We start from the raw sequence: 22,129 nt of genomic DNA on the forward strand, positions 1-22,129 counted from the left end.
TACAGAAGGGGAGTCTCGGGTACGGATAATTGGAGTAGAATTGATTGCGGATGGTAAGCCTATTTATAGTAATTCAGAAGTTCGTTTTATTGAAAGGGAGGGTAGTTCGGCGGTATACCCCTTGGTATTAGCAAATGACGTTAGGGCAAATAACGGTGCCTCATTAAAAGTGACTTTAGATAATAACAATGGTGAAATACCAACGAATGGAAAAGTAGTTTTAATGCTACAGGATTAATAGAAATATGAAGGAGGTGCGCATAGAAATGCAGCACAAGGTTTTTAATGTTCACTAGGGTGTAGCATAAGCCTTCCTTAAGAAGAAGATTCTAGTTTAAATGGTAAAGCAACAGGAAACCCATAACGACAGTTGTGGGTTTCCTGTTGCTGAGAAAGAGAGATTTGCTTCCTTTCGTGATTTCAGATCAAAATCCTGAGCAAGCATAAAAACCATTCCAAATGGAGGAACACTGTATTGTGAAACGGAAACTAATAAAGCGTAACGCATTGCGCTCCTCCAATGTGGTGTACATTTTATAATGGATGTACCTCCGGGGAATTGCATTGAAACTCAGTACAGGGCATTGATCTTTAATTTTAGACCCAAAGCGATGATAGCTTATGAAAGAGAGCAAGGTATAGATTAAACAAGGGAAAGAAAACAAAGGAATTAATAGGTCAAGTCCCTTAAAATTATAAAATACATCTTAGCGTACATTTAAGCAACAAATTTTATTTAGTTATATCAAGCTTATTGCTTTTCCTTAAAACTGTAATGCTTTATAGCCCAAAACAATTTGGGTTAATGAAATGATTATAACAGTTAATATAAGGTGAATCATCATTGTATTTTACATAAATTAAAAACTCACTTAATGGTGTAACTTATAATATACTATATATGAATTCAGAATACACTACATTTTTATTCAAAATAGGAATAGCAGCTCTGGCCGGACTTTTTATAGGACTAGAACGAGAGTTTAAAGGGAAAGAAGCCGGTCTTAAAACAAACGCTTTGGTCGCTATAGGGTCTGCTGTTTTTGTCATTATTTCGCTTCAATTTAGAGGGGAAGACAATACTGATTTAACGCGTGTATTAAGCCAAGTTGTTACTGGGATTGGATTTTTAGGAGCTGGCGTAATAATTAAAAAAGAGGGTGGTGTTAGTGGATTAACTACGGCGGCAACAGTTTGGTGTAGTGCCTCTGTTGGATGTTTATCAGCTGTTGGTATGTATGTTGAACTCGGTTTTTTAACAGTTTTAATTGTTCTTATTAATTTGATTTTTGGCTATATCGATTCAAAATTTAAAATTTCAACAAAGAAATAGATTATTTTAAAGGGTTTATACCTTGTAATTTCGATAATTAGTCGTTCTCATTACCCTTTAATTCTATAGAGGGTTGTATCCCAAAACCATATTTTTCTGCATACACTTTTGTAAATGTGGCTCCAAAAAATAAAATTAAACAAGAGTAAGATACCCAGAGCAAAATTAAAACCATAGTGCCAGCAGCACCATAGGTGGAATCAAAATCTGCTCTTCCAAAATATAATCCTAATAAGAATTTCCCCAATACAAATAACATAGCTGTTATGAACGCACCAATCCAAACCGATTTCCATTTTATTTTCGCGTTTGGTAAATACCTATACATCAGGGCAAAGAGCACGGTAATCATACCTATTGAAAGTAGGATGTCTAAAGAATAGGTAAAATACACAATAACCTCTGGAAAACTACTACTTAAATACTTCGAGAAGGCAGAGATTCCGGCGGTTACGATAAAACTAATTAGTAATAAAAATCCAAGGATTAATATAAACGTAAAGCTTCTTGCTCTGTTTATTAGCATACGCCAAAATGTTTGTTGTGGTACTAAATCTATCTTCCAAATTTGATTTATGGAGATTTGCAGATGGTAAAACACACCCGTAGCACCAAACAATAAGGTGCCGATACCAATAATTGTCGAGATTACATTTTTTTCTCCATCTCGAGTTTCAGAAATCATAGTCTCAATAGCAGTTGCGGCATCTCTCCCCAATGCGCTCGATATCTCGTTTGTTAATTCTCCTTGAACAATTTCTTCTCCCCAAATGGAGCCAATTAGATTCACTATGATTACTAGTAAACCAGGCATAGACAATATCGCGTAATACGCAACCACAGCACTTAGTCTAAAAGGGTTTTCTGCATCCCAAGCTTTATAGGTTTTCACTAATAAAGAAGGCAAGTCTCTTATTTTAAATTTTTGTGATGTTGTTGTTTCTGTCAATTTAAAACGGTTTAAATTATACTAGCAATTTAAGATTATTCAATTTAATTGTTCAATATTTAGGTTTTTTTTAGCAGAATACATGTTGTGGTGAAAAAGAGATTACCTGGGTATCACAGATCAAAATCCTGAAAAAACATAAAAACCTCCAATGCGCAAGGCGCATTTAGTTTTTTTGTTTCCTTTCAGAAACCCAAGCAAACTTGGCTTGTTCTAGAAAACAAAAAACCCATAACTTCCGTTATGGGTTTTCTTTTGCGGAGAAAGAGGGATTCGAACCCCCGGAGGTGTGACCCTCAACAGTTTTCAAGACTGCCGCATTCGACCACTCTGCCATTTCTCCAAGTGTCTCATCAGGTATTCCCTGAATGCGGCTGCAAATATAAGAAGCTTTTTTATTTGGTAAAAGCTTTTTATTGTTTTTATTTTTTTTGATCCAAAAAACAGCATTCTTTCTTCCTTAAACTGCCCATATGGCCCAAAAATAGGAGGGTAGTAGCCTTCCTAAAAAGAGTGGTTAAAAAGAATCACGTTTAAAAAGGATATCCAATTGCAAAATTAAGTAGAGGTTCGTCAAATTTAAAGTCGTAACGTTCTCCTTTTGGTAAGGACGGATCGTGAAATGGTGCTGCCAAATCGAACCGAATAACAAATCCTTGAACGTCAATGCGGAGTCCAAACCCTGTACCCATACCCAATTCATTTATAAAATTGGAAGTAAATTCATCCTTTCCCGAAAAAGTAGGATTGGGTTTTGTATTCCAGACATTGCCTGCATCAACAAACAAGGCCCCTTTAAAAAAAGAATAAATAGGAAAACGGTACTCCAAATTTGCTTCGATACTTACGTTTCCGGTTTGGTCAAAATAGGTGCCTGTTGAAGTACCATCTACGGCCTCGTTATACGTACCTGGCCCTATTGAACGAGTTCTAAAGGCTCGAATACTATACGGACCGCCAGAGGAATATTGTTTAACAAAGGGAACTACTACAGAATTTCCATAGGCCAATCCATAACCTCCAAAAATGCGGGTGGCTAGTGTTTGTTCTCTATTTTTCCCAAAATTATAATGATATCGGAAGTCGGCACTAGCTCTTCCATATTGTGCATATTCTAAGCCTAGGAATTCCTTGGACGCCCCAACCGTTTTCTCGCTATCAAAAAGACTTATAAGGTTTCCTGAAGTATCAAAGGATGTATTGAAATAAAACTGACTTTCCTTAGCTGTATCTACCATTTCATTATAGGTAAATGAAAACGTTAAGCCCGAAATAAACTCTTGATCAAAGGTTCGTTGTAAAAATGGATTGTCATTTAATATGGTCTGGAATTCATCGGTAACATTTGTTAATTTATTATAACTAACCGCAATGGGGTTAAGTTCATACGTAATAAACTCATTGGCTTCCCAGGTATATCCATAGGTTGCATTTCCAGAAAGTAAGGTAAAAAGCTGACTTCGTTTTAAGAAGTTAATTCCCAGACCTGTTTTTGTTTTTGGAATGGCGTACTTAAAAAATTGCTGACCCATACCAAATGGAGCTATAACCCGAGGGAAAATCAACTCGGTTTTTAAGCCTACTTCTAAACTACTTAAACCCGCTTGGTCCCCACTTGAAAACTGCGATTCATAACCAAAATTTATACTCGTATTTAAAGTTTCTCCACCTCTAAATAAATTTCTATTACTGTAGGTTAGCGCTAGATTAGGACCTATAAAATTATTAGATTTAGAGACGGCTTGCAACTCTGTTCTTACAGCTCTTTTGGTTAATGGTGATAAATAAATATTGGCCTCTAAAACCCCTAAACTATCGGTTAACGCACTATCGATCTCCTTGTACTGTATGTTCACAAACTTATAAGCACCAATGGTAGAAAGTCTTCTTGCCGTATTTTTTGATGTATTTGAATTGTAGAAATCACCTTCTTGTAAGGTGATGTATTTGTCCAACCGACTCGATTTAAAAAACTCCTCTTCCTGAATGTAATTCTTGGCCTGGTATCGTTCTATTTTTGTCGCTGAGGAATCTTGCAAATTATAATTAGAATAAACATTTATTGTTTTAATTTTATAGGGGACAATTGCAGGTGTTGGGGTTCCTGGTTTTAATTTTAGATACAGATCAAATCGCTTCTTTTTATACCTGTTGGTGTCCGCTTCAAAAACCAAAAAGTCCGAATTAAAATTATAATATCCTTTTGTTTTTAATTCTTTATCTATTCGCTGTCTTTCTAATTTTAAATGAGAAAGATTAAAACGCATCCCTTTTTCTAAAGGGGTGGTCGCTATGCTTTTTTTAATAGCGCTATAAATTGGTACTCCTAAACTATCCAAATGAAAACCTTCCACAACATAAGGTTCCTTTACTTTAAGCTTGTAATTTACGGATGCCTTACGCTTTGTTTCTTTAAAAGTAGATACTATAGCACTGTAAAAGAAACCATTGTTTTCTAATCTATTTCTTAAAAGATCTTCTATTTCATAGATTTTTACGTTCGATTGATATACCGGTTTTTCACCAATTTTTTTGTAGAACCAACGGTTTAGGAACCCGGGTTTTTCCTGTTGATTTTTATAGAAAAAGTAAAGACCGGGACGCATTCCTAAAAATTTAGAATTTGGTTCTGGTCGTATAACCGCTGCTAATTCTGTTTTTAATTGATCTAGGTTTGTAATCATACTATCCGTTTCAATATCCAGTTGAGCTCCCGTATACAAGCGGTCGTCTTCAGGGATATATTTGTTGATACTACAGGAGTAAAAACAAAATAAGAAGAAGCAGAAGTACATATAATATGGAACTGTTTTATTCACTCTTAGTTGTTGTTTTTGGTTTCTTTGATTTCTTTAGTTTCTTTTTGTTTGCGAAAAATAGCATCCCAGAGTTCGCTAAATTGGTTGAATTCTTGTGTAAATATTAAGGCAATTCCACTTACAATGGTTTGCCCATCGATCACATTTTCAAATTCATTTTTCCGAAAGCCCTTAAGTCGGTACCTACCGTCCTTTGTTAAAATATACTCTAGGGCTACGTTACCAATAATGGGCGCAGTTTCACTTGTAGTATTGCTTTCACCTTGGATATCTACTTCACTTCCTACGCGAACGATAAGTCTATCATCAAATAACTTTTTTTGAGCTGCAATTTCCAATTGGGTCCTATCGGTTGGTGTATCGCCTTGATAATCGGTATAGCTATCAATTCCAAGATCGAGTTGAATCCCGGTTTTACCTAAAGCCTTGTTAGAAATAGAATTAAGTTGGTCAGAAATAGCATCGTTTAAATTGTTTCTTGCCAGTGTTTCAAAACCTCCAGAGCTGCCATCACTACTGGTGTTAGAATAAAATCGATTTAATACTAATAAAGAAAAAACTTGTTGGTTTAGTTCTCCTTCTTGTTGATTCACTTCCTGCATTCTACTGTACACTTGTCCGCCAATAGCCCCTTGTTTATCTTCTGGCATATCTAAGCTAAAAGAAATATTGGGTTGTAATAATTCGCCATTTACATTGAGATACACCAAAAAGGGTAAAACCTCTTCATATTTATTTTGTACGGACGTATCCGTTCCCGAAATTTGCGATGCCATTAAGGAGGAAGCTGAAGTTTCCACATTATAAATGGCACGCACTTCTAGCTTTGCATCAAAGGGATCGCCTGCCCAGCTAATGTTACTTCCTTTGGCTAAACTAAATTTTCTATTCACTAAATTGTAAAGATTTAGTTCATAATGTCCGCTTGCAATTTCGTAGTTTCCTACAAGGTTTATAATGCCGTTTGGCGCCATAGTAAAAATTAAATCTCCCTGGCCTGAGGCTGAAAAATTATCACCCGTAGCTTCGTCAATAATAACGGTAACTATTGCATCCTTAGGGATCTTAATTGCGGTAGAAATATCGAAGCCTTTTATAAGAGCCGATTTTTCTTCTGTTTGGGTAAGAATAGCATCCGGATTTTCTCTATTTACAAAATAGACAACGCCATCTCTATTTTCTATGTTTGCTACATCTGTAGGTAGTACATAGGTAATATTAGTTTTAGAGCCTAGCGCTAATTTAGCATCTAACTTGGGTAGGTTTAAGTCGCCCGTAAGTTTTCCATTGGCATCAAAAGTGGCTTTGCCATACATTAAATTATTCTCTTCCTTAGAGGCATTAAGAACTTGAAAATTATTCGCTTTTAGGGTTAGGTTAAAGGAGGGGTTTGAAAAACTTTCTGTACCTATATTTCCCGAAAATACCAATGGATTTTTAGCCTCATCATGAATGGTAAAATCAGACATTGTTAAACCAGAATTGTCTATCTCTAGTGTTTCTTGAACCAAAGTAAAACCAGTATTTAATTTTGCAATATTAAAACTAGCTTCATTAAAGTTTAATTGCCCTTTGTATTGTGGGTTTGCAGTACTTCCCTTCACATTAAATTGCCCGGACAAAGTTCCTTTTCCTTCCTTGAGTTCACCAAAGGAAAAATTGTTTAAAGCTTCCATTTTAAAGGCATGTAAAGCGACATCAAGATTAAGGTTGGATTCGGTGCCTGATGCCCTATAATCTCCACTTACATCCAGATTAATGGCACCACCTTTTAAGCTTGCATTTAAATCATAGGTGTTATTGGCACCTAATTTGGTTGTAAAATCTAAGGTACCTAGTTTCGTTTTTAAAACCTCGAATTGTTCAATTTTTAAATTGGCAGTAATCCTAGGATCTTCAAAAGGTTCTTCAAGGACAAATGCTGTATTTAGGATACCGGAAGCTAGCTTTATTTTAGGATTTAAATAATAAAAAAGCTCATTAATATTGTAGTTTTTAAATACTAAGGCAGCATGTTCTTTAGTGTTATTTGCTAGTTTATTTGTCAGTTCAACCGATTGATTTTGTTTTGAAAATACAAAGTTGTTAAATTCAATATTGCCTTCCGTAATAACAACTTCATTGGTTGGTGGTACATGCCAGCTGCTCTTATTAAAAATTATATCGTCCGGAAGTACTTTAAATACAAGTCGCTCGCGATTGCCCGTAATGTCGGCCTTAACATTAAGTATTTTGTCTCCATCCAAATTGCCTACAAAACTGAGTGAAAGCTCGTTATTGGTTTGGATTCCTATGATTTTAGTGCTTGGGATGTTGATAGGGCCTGCGGTAAAGTTTTTAAAACCAAAATTAAAATTAAAGTTGGTCGTATCTGTATCCATTTTAAATGTTAAACTATCCAATTCATTCCCTGCATAATTTATATGAGGTGCTGTAATATAGGCGTTTAGTTTTCTCGCTCTTTCATGAAAATCGATAGCAATATTTATAGTGTCTAGATCGTTTACATTGGCTAAAAACACATCATTTAGAAGGGGAGACTGAGAAATTTTCCCTTTTAATACGAGGTTCACGGGATTGGTTAGGGTATCCGGAACGGTTTTATCTCTATAAAAATAACTCACTATATGTCGCTGTAAAGAAGTGCTAAAGGATTGTGGGTTGGCGTTAGAATTTAATTGAAGCTCAATCATTTTATTCTTTAGAGAAAAGGCTGTAGTGTCTTTTGTAACATGTGCCAAGGCATTAAAATCCCCCAATAAATAAGTTCTATTTTCATAAACTAAAACACCATCATCAATTGTGGCATCCGCATCAAAAGCTTCGGTATTTCCCTTAAAATTAGCAGAAATTTTCATCCCAGTTTTTACTGCTTTAGTAAGGAGCCCAAGCCCTTGCAGGTTAGCACCTACAATATCCAGTTCCGTATTTATTTCAGTAGCAATAGAGTCTAAAAGTACAGATCCATTTAAGTTTAGGTTTATATTTTCGTCTTTGTATTTTGAAAATAGCTTCCCTTTACCATTTGTTATGGCTCCAGAAACGTTAAGGTTCCTTAGGTCGTAATTATTTAATTTAAATTGAGAAACAGTGGCTTCCAAAGTTGCGTTTAAGGCATTCAAATTTTTCCCGCTGCCCTTTGATTCTAACTCCATACTTAAAGCTCCTAATTGTGGATTGTTTAGAAGTTCGTTTAGCTTGTAGTTTTCTATGGCTAGATTGGCCTCATAAATTACTTTTTTTCCATTTCTTATATGGGCATCGAGTGTTGCAAGGCCCTGGGTTGTTGTTAGTTTTACTTGGGTAGTTACCGCTGCAGTACCCCCTTTTCCGTTTCCTGCAAGCAAAACCTGTTCTGGCAATTGAATTCCTAAATCTTTTTCATTTACAAACTGAACTAAATCTGTTCTAGTGGTTTTTACAGAAAATGCGGGCAAATCAACATACAACTCATTTGGTTTTATGGGGTTTGTTAGAATTCCGTTGGCTGAAATTTGGGTAGATTTCCCCCAGTTTATTTCGGCTTGTGATACCGAAATGGAGTCTAAAGTCCCTAAAGCTTGTATACGTCCAGTTAGGTTGTTTTTACTTAATGTTTTTAGATATTTATTGTTTTTTAAGGCTGATTGAAACTTAAAAGCATCTGAAGTACTAATGTTAAACGAAGGTATGTTTAAAGTGAATTTAGTGGATTCAGGAGTTTTTAAGAATTGCGAAATACCGGAATAATTTAGCCTAGCATTACCGGTAATGGTATTGTCATTTAATTGCAAGTCTAAGACTGAAAGGGCTAATTCTTTGTTTGTAATCTTAAAGTTAAAAGATAATTTTTTTAAATCTATTCCTGAGATTTCCTGAAAACTAAACTGATTTAATGTAAAACCTGCACTCTCTTGTTCAAGGTATAGGTCAGATACTTTTAAAATGCTATTTTCAATAGAAATAGCTTTGGGATTAAAAATATTTTTTTGTGAGTGGGCATTTCCAACCTTGTATTGTATAGTATTATTTTCTAAATTTAAACTTGCGATCCTAGCATGTATCTCAGGCCATTGAAAATTTGAAGCAACGCTATCAGCTGTATTTATTTTTGTTTCAGATGGTTTACTCAAATTGTTTCCATCAGCCTCGGTATGTATAAGAATTTCGGAATTCTTAAGATGTAAAACATCCAGGTCTAGATTGTTTTTTTCAAGGTCAATTTGCGGAATTTCAGAATAAAAATCCTTGATATTGACCTTGGCTATGGTATGAGTAGCTTCTATTTTAATATAGGCTGTAACATTTTTAAGTGCAAATTCTTCAATAGAAAATTTTGGTAGCGGCGAATCTGAATTGGTAGTGTCAATTACTTTTGTAGGTTTTTGAATCAATTTGATATCTGTGTCAGAAATTTCAATTTCTGAGGCATTAAAAATAAGGTTTTCAATATTTATGGTGTCTAAATTCGCTTTTAACTGTCCAATTTTAAACTTAGAATCAATGCCAGCTACTTCATCATTAAAATCGATCGTAAAATCGTTTAGTTTTAGGTTCTTTAAAAAAATATGTAAAGGTTTAGTTATACTGTCTTTTGGAAGAGTTTCAGTTGAATCTGTGCTGGCAAAAGCATCTATTAAAAACTGAAAATTATAACCTGAAATACTATCTTTTCTAATAATATTTGCTCGTAAACCGCTCCAATCTAAATCATCAATCCCAAGTGCATCTCCTTTGATTATTTTTAGCAGTGGAATATTAGCTTCTAAGGATTTGGAATACAATAAAGTATCTTTGTTTTTATCTGCTAAAAAGAGTCCGTTTAGTTTTAAATTTCCATCAAAAGTTATAAATAACTTATCAATATTAACTTTGGTATTTGTTTTGTTAGAAACATAAGAAACCGCTTTGTTAACGATGATTCTTTGTCCCCAAGGACTTCGTAAAAAAGCGATGAGCAATATCAGAAAAAATAAAAAACCAAAAAGCACACGCACTAGTCGACGCATAAAGCGAAACTTTCGTTTTTTTATTGTTTTATCTTGTATGTTTCTGTTTGTATTCAAATCTAAATATGAAGTAGTAAATTTATTACAATTGGATATATTTATATCAGTATACTACTTTAAATTTTAAAGCTATGACATTGGAGAAATAATTTTTAACTCGTTTGCTTTTTTAACTTAATTTTTCAATTTTCAGTAGTAATGGAGTAGCCGTTTAAATACCTTTCTTTATATTTTATTGAGTATTTTTGCAACCACTAGCCGTATTGCAGGTTTAAATAAGCAGTTGAGCGCTTCGAAAAGAATACTTATTTTAATAAAGCTGATGAATTAGATGGATATTGTAAAAAAATTAGAATGGCGGTATGCGGTAAAAAAGTTTAATCCAGAGCGTACGCTATCAAAACAAAAAATAGAAGTTTTAAAACAGGCTTTTAATTTAACGGCGACCTCATACGGTTTACAACCTATTAAGTTAATTGTATTGAAAAATAAATCGCTACAAGAAAAATTAACCGCCCATTCATACCAGCAGCAACAAGTGACACAGGCATCGCATCTATTAATTTTGTGCAGAGAAAAAGAAATTAATGCCACCTATATCTTTAATTATTTTAAAAGAATACAAGAGGTAAGAGGTACAAGTTCAGAAATACTGGATCCGTTTAAAGCGGAAATGGTCCGTAATTTTGAAATGAAAACTACAGAGGAAATCGCGCAATGGGCCATTAATCAAGCGTATTTGATTCTCGGTAATTTACTGACGGTTTGTGCAATTGAAGAAATAGATGCTTGCCCAATGGAAGGTTTTGATCCCTTTGGATACGACAAACTTTTGGATTTGGATTCGAAAGGATTGGCGTCTGTTTTAGTCTTGCCCATAGGGTATAGGGCAGTAGACGACTTATTTTCTGGTTTTAAAAAAGTGCGAAAAGACACCGAAGATTGCATTGTAGAAATAGAGTAAAAGTTACTAACTTTACAAGCTGAAAATTGTTAGCTAGGAATACCTTGCGTATTGCCAAACAGATTTAAGAACAAGTAAACTAAAATATATGCCAGGATTTGAATTTTTTGGAGAAAAGGAAAGAGCAGAGGTACAAGATGTACTAGACTCAGGTGTTTTAATGCGTTACGGATTTGATGGCGTACGGAACAACAACTGGAAAGCGTTAGAATTAGAAGAGGCCTTGACCAAGAGAATGGGGGTAAACCACGCCCAATTGGTAAGTAGTGGTACGGCTGCATTAACTGTGGCTTTGGCCAGCGCCGGAATTGGTGCAGGGGATGAAGTTATCATGCCAACTTTTACTTTTGTAGCCAGCTTTGAAGCTATTTTATCTGTGGGAGCAGTTCCCGTTTTAGTCGATGTAGATGATACCCTTACCTTGGACCCGGTTGCAGTTGCAAATGCGGTTAACGCAAAAACAAAGGCGGTAATGCCCGTTCATATGTGTGGTTCTATGGCTAATTTAAGAGCTTTAAAGACTATTTGCGATAAGAATAACCTTATTCTATTAGAAGATGCTTGTCAGGCTATAGGAGGCACTTATGAAGGGAAACCACTAGGGAGCTATGGTGATTTGGGTTGTTTTTCCTTTGATTATGTAAAAACAATTACTTGTGGTGAAGGTGGTGCTGTAATTACCAATAATGAGACCTTTTATAAAAATGCAGATCATTATTCTGACCACGGTCACGATCATATAGGAAAAGATAGGGGAGCGGAAGATCATCCATTTTTAGGGTATAATTATAGAATATCTGAATTACATGCGGCGGTTGGTCTAGCGCAAATAGGGCGTTTGGATGAATTTATTGCCATTCAGAAAAAAACGTATACCGTATTGCGTACGGCTTTAGAGGCTATTCCAGAGGTTACTTATAGAACCGTTCCAGAGGGAGGGGAAGAGAATTATTCATTCCTTACTATTTTCTTACCTACGGAAGAGTTAACTAGAAAAGCCCATAAAGCATTAGGAGAAGCAGGTGTTGATGCTTGTTTTTACTGGTATGATAACAATTGGCATTATTACAGAAAATGGTCACACCTAACAAATTTGACGTCTTTGGGTAAAGTGCCTAATGAAGTAAAAGAACAAATGCCAGATTATAGCAAAGCTGATTTTTCTAAATCCGATCAATGGGTAGGACGTACCATCTCTTGTTTGATCAAGTTAGGATGGACGGACGAGGAAGTAAAGAATAGAGCTGTAAAAATGGCGGAAGCAATTAAGTCTATTTTATAGTTGCATAGGTTAAATAAAAAAAGCCCTTAAAACTTAGTTTTAAGGGCTTTTTTTTAGGTCTTAATCGCTGTTTTAGTACTTAATATACTCAACAATTTCTAAACCATACCCAACAATACCAACGCGTCTTGCCTGGGTTGTATTGGTTAATAATTTTATCTTACTAATATTTAGATCGTGCAATATTTGTGCTCCTACACCAAAATCTTTGGTGTCCATATCTATTTTTGGGGCTTTAAAAATACCTTCTCTTTGCAACTCTTTAAGCTGAGATAACCTGTTAAGTAAGTTTAAAGATTGTGATTCCTGATTGATAAATACAAAGGCACCTTTGCCTTCGTCGTTTATCGCGGCGAACATATCTTCTAATTTTTTATCTGGATTATTGGTTAATGTACCTAGAATATCATTGTTGATTAAAGTGGAGTTAATCCGAGTAAGGATTTTTTCGTCAGAATTCCAGTTCCCTTTGGTCAGTGCAATATGTACTTGGTTATTGGTAGTTTGTTGGTAGGCGTGTAACCTAAACTCTCCAAAACGGGTTTTAATAGGGAAGTCCTCTTTTTTTACAATAAGACTGTCGTGATCCATTCTATAGGCAATGAGCGATTCTATAGAAACTATTTTAAGGTCAAATTTCTCAGCAACCTTCATCAGTTGTGGTAAACGTGCCATAGAACCGTCATCATTCATGATTTCTACAATCACTCCTGCAGGTTGGAACCCCGCCAAGCGTGCAAAATCTATGGCAGCTTCTGTATGGCCAGTTCGTCTTAAAACACCACCTTCTTTAGCTACTAAAGGGAAAATATGTCCGGGACGAGCCAAATCTTGGGGTTTAATATCAGTTTGTGTAAAGGCACGTACCGTTTTTGCACGGTCTGATGCCGAAATACCAGTGGTTACACCATTTCCTCGTAAATCTACAGAAACAGTAAAAGCCGTCTCTAAGGGATCTGTATTGTTGGATACCATCATGTGCAATCCTAGCTCTTTACATCGCCCTTCTGTGAGGGGTGCGCAAATAAGCCCTTTGCCATAGGTTGCCATAAAATTGATCATTTCTGGTGTAACGGCTTCTGCGGCAGCTAAAAAGTCACCTTCATTTTCCCTATCTTCATCATCAACTACAATAATAACTTTTCCTTTGCGGATGTCTTCTATTGCTTCTTCTATTGAATTAAGGTGTATTTTACTTTCCATTAATCAGTCTTCTTGGGTTTCTTTTTAAACTTATTTACATAAACATCTATGATACTGCCAAAAGTAACCAATCCTTTATCATTTGTTGCCCGTAAGGTTAAAAATATACCTAGCGGAAGCATAACTAAGGTTGGGAGCCAAGCGCCAATTACGGGTGATATTTTACCCACTTTAGCTGAATTGTTTACAAAAACACCTAAAAAGTAATAGGTTAAGAATAAAAGTATGGCAATGACCATTGGTAAACCCAACCCACCCTTTCTAATTATAGCACCAAGTGGTGCACCTACAAAAAAGAGAACAATACAGGAGAAAGCTAAGGCATATTTGTTATGTAAAGATAAAATATGAATGTTGTAGCGTTGGTACTTGATTTCTATTTCTTTTTTTCGAGCACCTATAGAGTTTAGCACATTGGTAGTGGCACTGTGCGCATTATTTAAGATTTGTTCTTGTGATTGCTCATCATAGTATGCTAAGATGTTGTTGGCGAGCGTAGTGGAGTCCTTTGTTTTTTCTGGAGTAACCAACTCTTCAGTCTGGTGCACGTTGGTTGTTCTCTTTACCTTTTCAATAACCTTTAATACTGCTTTTGATGCGTTAATTTCTGGTTTAAAAGCACCGGCACGCAATGATATATTTTTTGAAAAAGCCTTTATGTTTTTTAAATTGTCTTTTCTTATAGAATCAATATCCTTTACAAGCCGAGATACATTTTTCATTTTATCTGTATCTATTTTTCGGTCTTCTTCCAAATCCTGATCCTCCAAAGTAGATAGGGCTATATTTATAATATATTCATCAAAATTAGCCTTAGCAAAGGGGTGTAACTTTTTTTTAAGGGCACTTTTGGGTTGTACATCTTTATAATAATTGCCATCCTTTAAAACCAGTTGTACAATAGGGGATTCCTTGCTGCTAATTAACTCCCCGGTTTTTGCCTTAATAACAACATTGCTAATGGCGCCAGTTTCTTTTTGGTGTATGATAACTTTTTCCAGAAAACGATCATTTTCACCAAACTTTTTGTCCACCTTAATATTCATTCCTTCAAAATCACTAAACACACCTTCCGTAATTACAGCTGCCGGCTTTACTCTTCCTATATTCTGTTTTAGATTGTAAACCTTAAAGGCAGCGGCAGGTGCCACGTTATTCGCAAAAAAGAAGGCAACCAAACCCAAGAACAATACAAAAACGATAAGGGTACGCATAGCCCGTTGTAAGGAGATTCCAGAGGCTTTCATGGCTGCAAATTCATAATTCTCTGCAAGCGTACCAAAAGTTAAAATAGAGGAGAGTACAACGGTAAGTGGCAATACTTTATCGATTAGGCTTGGCATAAAGTAAAAAATAAACTTGCCAATAATCACAAGGTCTAAACCTTTGCCTGCTAAATCACCAATATAAAGCCAAATGGTTTGGAATATAAATATTACCATCAAGATGGCAAACGAACTTAAAAAGTTAGAGAGAAATTTGCCTAAAATGTAGCGATCTAGTAGTTTCAATGGCTTAGTTTCTTATGATGTAGTACCCACTATCTTCGTACTTTTTAACGTCAAAAGTAAATAAGCTTTTTGATAAAGTTTGATTTGTTTTAAAAGAATTAACAGTAATAGTGGTTTTCGTCCCATTTTTACCGGTTTCTATAAGGTTGTAAATGTGCTTTGTTTCAATATCAATTCCTAAAAGTCTGGATTTTATTTCAGAATTAGAGTCAATTGGTGTTAAACGTACATACTGGATTTTTCTACCATTCATATTTTGAAGAATATCCCAATCATAAGAATGTCCATGTTTGTAAAAGGTCAACATTTTAGACGGTGTTATAGCATTGTCATCGTCCGACTTTTCTTCTATGGTTACTTCTTCATTGTCTGGTACAATAGTATATACTTTTTTACCGTCAAACAATTGCTTGGAGCCTAAATAATTAAAAAGATACTTTTCTCCTTGTAAGGTTACATCACCTCTTGTTTCTCTATTGATATTAGCATCGCTGTTGTTCAAAGAGTGTTTAAAGTCAACAAAAATATTATCGTAGCTATTTACTTTTTGATACACCTCATCTAATAAGGCCTTAGCCTTAGCGGAATTTTGTCCTAACGTCACGTTTGCCATCAAAATAAATAATAAAACCCCTAATTTTTTCATTGGTATGGTATTAATTGTTGTTTTTTTCATTTTCAAAAAATTGGTCTAATGCAATCATATCTGGGAGAAGTACTTGTCTTGCTTTACTTCCCTCAAACTGTCCTACAATTCCGGCGGCTTCTAATTGGTCTATGATTCTACCAGCCCTATTATAGCCTAATTTTAATTTTCGTTGTATTAGGGAGGCAGATCCTTGCTGTGCAATGACAATCACTTCGGCAGCATCTCTAAACAAAGCATCCCTATCCGAAATATTATAATCAATACTTGTGCCAGACTCGTCTCCACCTACATATTCCGGTAGTAAATAGGCATCTGCATAGGCGCGTTGTCCTCCTATATAGCCTGTGATGCGTTCTACTTCTGGTGTGTCTACAAAGGCACATTGTACGCGGGTAACATCATTGCCCTGGGTATAGAGCATATCTCCACGTCCAATGAGCTGATCTGCACCTTGTGCATCAAGAATTGTTCTTGAATCTATCTTGGAGGTTACTCTAAAAGCAATTCTTGCAGGGAAGTTCGCCTTTATGATACCCGTAATTACGTTTACAGACGGTCTTTGTGTTGCAATAATTAAATGGATGCCAATAGCTCTAGCCAACTGTGCTAAACGTGCTATCGGTGTTTCTACCTCTTTCCCAGCCGTCATAATAAGATCTGCAAACTCATCGATAACCAAAACAATATAGGGTAAAAACATATGCCCATCGTTAGGGTTTAATTTACGAGTTTTAAATTTAACATTGTACTCTTTAATATTGCGTACCATTGCTAATTTGAGCAATTCATACCGATTATCCATTTCAATACAAAGCGAATTCAACGTATTTATAACCTTAGCATTATCGGTTATAATGGCATCTTCTGAATCTGGCAATTTGGCTAAAAAGTGACGTTCTATCTTATTAAATAAAGTAAGTTCTACTTTTTTAGGATCTACCAAAACGAACTTAACTTCAGCTGGATGCTTTTTATACAGTAAAGAGGTTAATACGGCATTGAGCCCCACAGACTTACCTTGTCCTGTAGCACCGGCCATTAGTAAATGAGGCATTTTGGCTAAATCTACCACCAAGGTTTCATTGCTTATGGTTTTTCCAAAGGCTATGGGGAGCTCCATTTCTGCTTTCTGAAATCTAGTACTAGCAATTACCGAACGCATGGAAACTATAGATGGGTTTTTATTAGGCACTTCTATACCGATGGTTCCTTTACCGGGAATTGGAGCAATGATTCGGATGCCCAAGGCAGCTAATGACAAAGCAATATCATCTTCTAAGTTTTTAATTTTAGAAATTCGGACCCCTGCCTCTGGTACAATTTCATACAAAGTTACAGTAGGACCAATCGTTGCTTTTATTTGTGCAATACCAATTTTGTAGTTTTTTAAAGTCTCAACAATCTTATTCTTGTTTTCCTCTAATTCTTCTTGATTTATAGTAATACCACCACCAGAACCGTGTTGGTCAAGAAGGTCAATATGGGGAAATTTGTAATTAGACAGTTCTAAGGTGGGATCAAACTCACCAAAATCATCAACTAACTTATCTGCTAGATTGTCTTTTTCTTCTTTTTCTTCAACAACCTTTTCTACCTCCATAGCAAGTTTGTCTTCGGCGTCCTCATCTTCTTCCTGAGCAACGGTAACCTCAAAATTATCTGTAGGTGTTTCTTTTTCTTTTTGAATGGGAGGGATATGCTCTTTATGGGTGTAGGTATCAATAATAACGGGGGCTTCCTCTTTTTCAGGAGCAAGCGAATCATTTACCGAATTTGCAGTAGCCGTTGATTTAAATTCTTCCGATAGTGCCGCTTTTTTTTGTTTAAAGTAATGTAAGGTTTTATCTGGTGTAAATTTAAACAAGCGCACAAGGATAAAGATTAATCCAAACAATAACAACAGAAATACGCCAATTTTCCCAGCAAAATCCTGAAGAAAATCGTTCATTTCATATCCGACTAGTCCACCTAACAAAGGCCACTTTCCAGCAAAAAATCCTAGCGCAATAGAGAGCCAAAGAACAAATATAAGGCCCCATATCCATTTTCGAACTAAACCTTGCCTGCCCAAACTAAAAAATAAAGACAGCCCTGTTAAAAACAATAATACAGGGAAAATAAAGGAGGCTAAACCAAATCCTTTATATAAAAACCAGTGCCCAATAGTGGCCCCAAATTTATTCAATAGATTTTTGGCTTGTTCATTTCTATTGGCAAACTCAGACAAAAGGCTTTGGTCATCTTGCCATGTAAAATAAAAGGAAATAAATGAAAAAAATAAAGCAACAGAAAAGAGCATTATAAGACTACCAAACAAGATTTTATTCTGCTTGGATGGAACTAATGTGCGTTTCTTTTTAGAGGGTGCTGTTTTTGGTTTCTTTGTTCGTTTAGCCATTAAAAATTGTATTCCTTGAGAATAATTAGTCCACCTGGAAATAATTATAAATTAAATATTTTAGGGATGTAAATAATAAATCCAATAATAGTCGCTGCAATAGATACGATCATAACTGCTCCAGCGGATATGTCTTTAATGAATCCAATTTTTAGATCAAACTCCGGTTGTATGTAATCTGCAATTTTTTCAACCGCAGTATTTAAGCCTTCAATGCCCATAACCAAACCAATGGCAATGATTTGCAAAATCCATTCTATGGATGAAATCTCATAATAAAAACCTAGAGCCGTCATTAAAATACCAATAAAAAATTGAACTTTAATGCTTGCTTCTGTTTTTAAAAGTAGCAATGCACCCTTTAGGGCAAAACCAATACTGCGCATTCTGTTTTTTGCAAAACTTTCTTTGGCCATTTTATAATACTTCTAATGCAGCCTTGTAATTTGGTTCATCAACAGTTTCTGCAACTTGCTCCGCATGTAAAACGGTTCCGTTTTCATCTAATACAACAATAGATCTAGACAAAAGCGCTTCTAATGGTCCGTCTGTAAAAGATACTTCATAGGTTTTTCCAAAATTACCATCTTTATAATCAGATAGCATTTCAACGTTTTCTATCCCTTCTGCGCCACAAAAACGAGCTTGTGCAAATGGTAAATCCTTAGAGATGCATAAAACTACAGTATTGTCTAAAGTAGCAGCGTCTTTGTTAAACTGTCTAACAGATTGTGCGCAAGTACCCGTATCTATACTTGGGAATATGTTTAAAACTACTTTTTTTCCTTTGTAGTTTGCCAAGGTAGCGGTTGATAAATCGTTCTTGGTTAAATTAAATTCAGGCGCAGAACTCCCTATTTTAGGTAGTGTACCTATTGTATTTAATGTATTTCCTTTTAATGTTACTATTGCCATAACTGTGTCGTTTTAAATTTGGTGTGAAATTAAAAAATATATGAGTGATATGTAACTATTTTGGTTAAAAAAGTATTTCAGCTGTTTTTAAAGGTAATAAGAATTAATTATTAGTATCGACAAAGATATTGTTAAACCTTATACTTTGGAATAGCTGCCCTTTTTTTTAACAGTTCTTGAGTGTTAGAAGCCAACCGATGCTGGGGTGGTATGCATGACAAATAAAAAGCCGCAATTCTACATGTAGAATTGCGGCTTTATTTTACTTCGTTAAGTTTTCTATTTATCTATGGAGCCTAAAACCCGTTGCATAAATTGGTTTAAAGCTTCTTTTTCAGGAACACCTTCTTTTATAGATTTCTGCACCTCTAAAGCACCATACATATTAGAAATTAACTCTCCAATCACATCCAATTCTTCATCTTTTAAGGAAGAAACTTCTGTAAGCGCCTCTAAGGTTTCAATAGTTTCAAGAACATAATCTTCATCGTTCTCTTTTATAAAACCTGTAAGGTGTTTAATTATTGGTAATTTCATGTACTAGATCTTTTAAAACGTCATATTTATTAGTCTGAACCTGATTTTTTATGGTTCCATTTTCAAAAGAAGCAAAAGTTGGTAAATTATCCACGTTTGCTAATTTTCTAGATTCTGGAAACTTTTCAGCATCAGCCAAAACAAATGTAACTGATTCATTTTCAGAAGCCTCTTTTTTAAATTTAGGCTTCATTATTCTACAATTACCACACCAAGTGGCAGAAAATTGAACAACAACTTTATTATTTTTAGCTATGATTTCAGCTAAATTATCTTTTTCTAATTCTAATAACATAATCGTTTCAGTTTTTAGTTTACGTGTGCAGATAGGTATTCTGCTGTACCCTTAGAATTTGCTTGCATAGCATCTTTACCTTCTTCCCAGTTCGCCGGACAAACCTCTCCTTTTTCTTGAACGTGTGTATAGGCGTCTACCAAACGAATAAACTCATTTACATTTCTACCCAATGGCATGTGGTTTATTCCTTCATGGAAAACGGTTCCTTCTTCATCAATTAAATACGTTGCTCTGTACGTTACATTATCTCCTTCAACAGTAATTACTCCTGTTTCGTCGTTATAGGTTTCGTCAGTAATGTCTAAGATGCCTAAAGTTGAAGCCAGGTTTCTATTGCTATCTGCTAAAATTGGATAGGTAACACCTTCAATTCCACCATTATCCTTTGGTGTGTTTAACCAGGCAAAGTGAACTTCAGCAGTATCACAAGAAGCACCAATTACAATAGTATTTCTTTTTTCAAATTCTCCCAAGGCAGCTTGAAAAGCGTGTAATTCTGTTGGACACACAAAAGTAAAATCTTTAGGGTACCAGAATAATAGAACTTTTTTATTGTTGTTTTGAGCTTCTTCTAAAACATTAAGTTTAAAAGTGTCGCCCATTGCATTCATTGCATTTACATTTAAATCTGGGAATTTTTTTCCTACAAAAGCCATTTTTTATATATTTAAGGTTATTATTTTCTACCTACAAATATAAGCCGCATCACTGCCTAAAACTCCGGAATAAAATTTTAATTATTTATAACACAATAAGCTTTGCTTATGTGTGGTTAAAAAGGAATATTAATTGGATTTTAACTGTCTAATTTTTATTGAAAAAGCAGCGAAAATCAATGTCATAAAGGGGCTTAGCCAGTTAAATATGGCGTATATAAAATATTCACCAACCCCAACCCCTAAAACACCAGACTGATAGGCTCCACAGGTGTTCCATGGAATTAATACGGAGGTTACTGTACCAGAATCTTCTAAGGTTCTACTTAAGTTTTCGGGAGCCAAACCTCTGTCTTCATAGGCTTTTTTAAACATTTTTCCTGGAATAACAAGTGCCAAATATTGATCGCTGGCAATAGCATTTAACCCCAAACAACTAACAACAGTACTAGCAAACAAGCCAAAAGTTGTGGTTGCAACAGCGAGCAGTGCCTTTGTAATGCGTGCAAGCGCTCCAATTCCGTCCATTATCCCACCAAATACCATAGCACATATAATGAGAAGTATGGTCCAGATCATGCCTTCCATACCGCCAGCGCTAAACAATTCATTTAGCGTTTCATTATCTGTAATGATGGCTGTATCTGTTAGTACGGAGTGCATAACAGCAGTGGTATTTGAGTCTGCTAATTGGGCCAAAACATCCGGTTGAAAAATAAAGGCAAATACACCGGCTAAAACAACTCCGGCTCCTAAGGCAATAAGGGGCTTTGTCTTAAATAAGATAAGGATGATGACTACAATAGGAACTATAAATAAATAAGGAGTTATATTAAAGGTTTCTTTAATAGCAACCAATAGGCCACTAATATCTGCTGTACCTGTTGTATCAATATTTAGACTAATAATTGAAAAAACTAACAATGTAATTACAATAGTAGGTACTGTGGTATAGGTCATGTATCTAATATGCGTAAACAAATCTGTACCCGCCATTGCAGGAGCAAGATTTGTGGTGTCGCTCAAAGGCGACATTTTATCTCCAAAATAGGCGCCAGATATAACAGCGCCAGCAATCATTCCTGTTGGAATGCCTAGTGCTGTACCAATACCTATTAATGCAATACCTACAGTTGCAGAGGTTGTCCAGCTGCTTCCCGTGGCAATTGAAATAATAGCGGCTATCACAACAGAGGCCGGTAAAAATATGGTTGGATTTAAAACCTGTAGCCCATAATACACCATAGCGGGGATAATACCACTTACGAGCCATGTGCCAGATAACGCACCAACCAATACCAAGATGAAAATAGGTACAAGTACACTTTTTAAATTTTCAAAAATTTCTTTCCCCATTGTAAATAGGGTTGTTTTATTGAAAAAACCAACAATTGCAGCCACACCACCACCCATCAATAAAATAATCTGATTGGAGTATTCCCCCATCATTTCACCAGCTGCAAAAAAAATATTATAAGCCAAGAGACTCATTAAGATGAATACCGGTATTAAGGCTTCAAAAAAATTTAATTCTTTATTTTCTACAATATGTTCATTTTTAGGGTCTGAAGTGCTTAAGTTCTGGTTGCTCATTAAATGCCTTAGTTAGTTACCTCGTAATATTACG

At 35.3% G+C, this 22,129-nt stretch carries 17 protein-coding genes and 1 tRNA gene; 4 read left to right on the forward strand and 14 right to left on the reverse strand.

Translation table 11 applies throughout. The features are described from left to right. Nucleotides 1-238, forward strand: a 238-nt coding sequence (locus MWU65_RS11415; RefSeq protein WP_247078073.1) for a hypothetical protein, incomplete at its 5' end; no start/stop codon positions are given. Nucleotides 239-901: 663 nt separating this feature from the next. Further along, the gene (locus MWU65_RS11420; RefSeq protein ID WP_247078074.1) at nucleotides 902-1,333 is read left to right on the forward strand and encodes an MgtC/SapB family protein; all 432 of its coding nucleotides are present in this window, start codon (nucleotides 902-904) and stop codon (nucleotides 1,331-1,333) included. A 37-nt stretch (nucleotides 1,334-1,370) separates the two neighbouring features. On the opposite strand, the gene MWU65_RS11425 is transcribed toward MWU65_RS11420, so the two are convergent. From MWU65_RS11425 to MWU65_RS11440, 4 genes are all read right to left on the reverse strand, one after another. Further along, entirely contained in the window at nucleotides 1,371-2,282 is a 912-nt protein-coding gene (locus MWU65_RS11425) for a YihY/virulence factor BrkB family protein (protein ID WP_247078076.1), read from the reverse strand. 258 nt (nucleotides 2,283-2,540) lie between these two features. Beyond that, nucleotides 2,541-2,625: transfer RNA gene (locus MWU65_RS11430), tRNA-Ser, on the reverse strand. Between the two features lie 190 nt (nucleotides 2,626-2,815). Beyond that, nucleotides 2,816-5,101 carry a BamA/TamA family outer membrane protein gene (locus MWU65_RS11435; protein ID WP_348646035.1) on the reverse strand — a complete coding sequence of 762 codons (2,286 nt, stop codon included), beginning with the start codon at nucleotides 5,099-5,101 and terminating at the stop codon, nucleotides 2,816-2,818. A gap of 2 nt (nucleotides 5,102-5,103) precedes the next feature. Further along, nucleotides 5,104-10,089: a translocation/assembly module TamB domain-containing protein gene (locus tag MWU65_RS11440; protein WP_247078078.1), complete on the reverse strand. Its 4,986-nt coding sequence runs from the start codon at nucleotides 10,087-10,089 to the stop codon at nucleotides 5,104-5,106. A gap of 331 nt (nucleotides 10,090-10,420) precedes the next feature. On the opposite strand from MWU65_RS11440, the gene MWU65_RS11445 reads away from it, so the two are divergent. Next, complete coding sequence (locus tag MWU65_RS11445) at nucleotides 10,421-11,053, forward strand: nitroreductase family protein (RefSeq protein WP_247078080.1); 633 nt, start codon at nucleotides 10,421-10,423, stop codon at nucleotides 11,051-11,053. Nucleotides 11,054-11,141: 88 nt separating this feature from the next. Further along, nucleotides 11,142-12,335 carry a DegT/DnrJ/EryC1/StrS family aminotransferase gene (locus MWU65_RS11450; RefSeq protein ID WP_247078081.1) on the forward strand — a complete coding sequence of 398 codons (1,194 nt, stop codon included), beginning with the start codon at nucleotides 11,142-11,144 and terminating at the stop codon, nucleotides 12,333-12,335. Between the two features lie 72 nt (nucleotides 12,336-12,407). On the opposite strand, the gene ribB is transcribed toward MWU65_RS11450, so the two are convergent. The 10 genes from ribB to nhaC all read right to left on the reverse strand — a co-directional run bounded on the left by ribB (nucleotide 12,408) and on the right by nhaC (nucleotide 22,095). Continuing rightward, nucleotides 12,408-13,538 carry a 3,4-dihydroxy-2-butanone-4-phosphate synthase gene (gene ribB, locus MWU65_RS11455; protein WP_247078083.1) on the reverse strand — a complete coding sequence of 377 codons (1,131 nt, stop codon included), beginning with the start codon at nucleotides 13,536-13,538 and terminating at the stop codon, nucleotides 12,408-12,410. Continuing rightward, entirely contained in the window at nucleotides 13,538-15,049 is a 1,512-nt protein-coding gene (locus tag MWU65_RS11460) for an LptF/LptG family permease (RefSeq protein WP_281501033.1), read from the reverse strand. The genes ribB and MWU65_RS11460 overlap by 1 nt, the downstream gene beginning before the upstream one ends. A 4-nt stretch (nucleotides 15,050-15,053) precedes the next feature. Beyond that, nucleotides 15,054-15,695 carry an outer membrane lipoprotein carrier protein LolA gene (locus tag MWU65_RS11465; RefSeq protein WP_247078264.1) on the reverse strand — a complete coding sequence of 214 codons (642 nt, stop codon included), beginning with the start codon at nucleotides 15,693-15,695 and terminating at the stop codon, nucleotides 15,054-15,056. A gap of 10 nt (nucleotides 15,696-15,705) precedes the next feature. After that, a complete protein-coding gene (locus MWU65_RS11470; RefSeq protein WP_247078085.1) occupies nucleotides 15,706-18,096 on the reverse strand; it encodes a DNA translocase FtsK in 2,391 nt (796 codons plus the stop codon). A 44-nt stretch (nucleotides 18,097-18,140) separates the two neighbouring features. Beyond that, entirely contained in the window at nucleotides 18,141-18,512 is a 372-nt protein-coding gene (locus MWU65_RS11475; protein WP_247078087.1) for a diacylglycerol kinase family protein, read from the reverse strand. Between the two features lies 1 nt (nucleotide 18,513). Further along, nucleotides 18,514-19,011, reverse strand: coding sequence for a thiol peroxidase (tpx, locus tag MWU65_RS11480; RefSeq protein ID WP_247078088.1), 498 nt, complete (start codon nucleotides 19,009-19,011; stop codon nucleotides 18,514-18,516). A gap of 279 nt (nucleotides 19,012-19,290) precedes the next feature. Further along, nucleotides 19,291-19,548 (reverse strand): hypothetical protein, encoded by a 258-nt coding sequence (locus MWU65_RS11485; RefSeq protein ID WP_247078089.1) that lies wholly within the window; start codon nucleotides 19,546-19,548, stop codon nucleotides 19,291-19,293. Beyond that, complete coding sequence (locus MWU65_RS11490) at nucleotides 19,529-19,843, reverse strand: thioredoxin family protein (RefSeq protein ID WP_247078090.1); 315 nt, start codon at nucleotides 19,841-19,843, stop codon at nucleotides 19,529-19,531. Before MWU65_RS11490 ends, MWU65_RS11485 begins: the two co-directional genes overlap by 20 nt. A 14-nt stretch (nucleotides 19,844-19,857) precedes the next feature. Beyond that, nucleotides 19,858-20,502: a peroxiredoxin gene (locus MWU65_RS11495; protein WP_247078091.1), complete on the reverse strand. Its 645-nt coding sequence runs from the start codon at nucleotides 20,500-20,502 to the stop codon at nucleotides 19,858-19,860. A 129-nt stretch (nucleotides 20,503-20,631) separates the two neighbouring features. Continuing rightward, nucleotides 20,632-22,095, reverse strand: a complete 1,464-nt coding sequence (nhaC, locus tag MWU65_RS11500) for a Na+/H+ antiporter NhaC (RefSeq protein WP_247078092.1) — start codon at nucleotides 22,093-22,095, stop codon at nucleotides 20,632-20,634. Between the last annotated feature and the right edge of the window lie 34 nt (nucleotides 22,096-22,129).

The sequence above is a fragment of the Cellulophaga sp. F20128 genome (assembly GCF_023015805.1).
GTDB lineage: Bacteria > Bacteroidota > Bacteroidia > Flavobacteriales > Flavobacteriaceae > Cellulophaga.

Excerpts from the sequence above, each read along its gene's own strand:
- MWU65_RS11420 (WP_247078074.1), top strand. The coding sequence starts at position 902 with ATGAATTCAGAATACACTACATTTTTATTCAAAATAGGAATAGCAGCT.
- MWU65_RS11440 (WP_247078078.1), bottom strand. The coding sequence starts at position 10,089 with ATGCGTCGACTAGTGCGTGTGCTTTTTGGTTTTTTATTTTTTCTGATA.
- MWU65_RS11445 (WP_247078080.1), top strand. The coding sequence starts at position 10,421 with ATGGATATTGTAAAAAAATTAGAATGGCGGTATGCGGTAAAAAAGTTT.
- MWU65_RS11450 (WP_247078081.1), top strand. The coding sequence starts at position 11,142 with ATGCCAGGATTTGAATTTTTTGGAGAAAAGGAAAGAGCAGAGGTACAA.
- ribB (WP_247078083.1), bottom strand. The coding sequence starts at position 13,538 with ATGGAAAGTAAAATACACCTTAATTCAATAGAAGAAGCAATAGAAGAC.
- MWU65_RS11465 (WP_247078264.1), bottom strand. The coding sequence starts at position 15,695 with ATGAAAAAATTAGGGGTTTTATTATTTATTTTGATGGCAAACGTGACG.
- MWU65_RS11470 (WP_247078085.1), bottom strand. The coding sequence starts at position 18,096 with ATGGCTAAACGAACAAAGAAACCAAAAACAGCACCCTCTAAAAAGAAA.
- MWU65_RS11475 (WP_247078087.1), bottom strand. The coding sequence starts at position 18,512 with ATGGCCAAAGAAAGTTTTGCAAAAAACAGAATGCGCAGTATTGGTTTT.
- tpx (WP_247078088.1), bottom strand. The coding sequence starts at position 19,011 with ATGGCAATAGTAACATTAAAAGGAAATACATTAAATACAATAGGTACA.
- MWU65_RS11485 (WP_247078089.1), bottom strand. The coding sequence starts at position 19,548 with ATGAAATTACCAATAATTAAACACCTTACAGGTTTTATAAAAGAGAAC.
- MWU65_RS11490 (WP_247078090.1), bottom strand. The coding sequence starts at position 19,843 with ATGTTATTAGAATTAGAAAAAGATAATTTAGCTGAAATCATAGCTAAA.
- MWU65_RS11495 (WP_247078091.1), bottom strand. The coding sequence starts at position 20,502 with ATGGCTTTTGTAGGAAAAAAATTCCCAGATTTAAATGTAAATGCAATG.
- nhaC (WP_247078092.1), bottom strand. The coding sequence starts at position 22,095 with ATGAGCAACCAGAACTTAAGCACTTCAGACCCTAAAAATGAACATATT.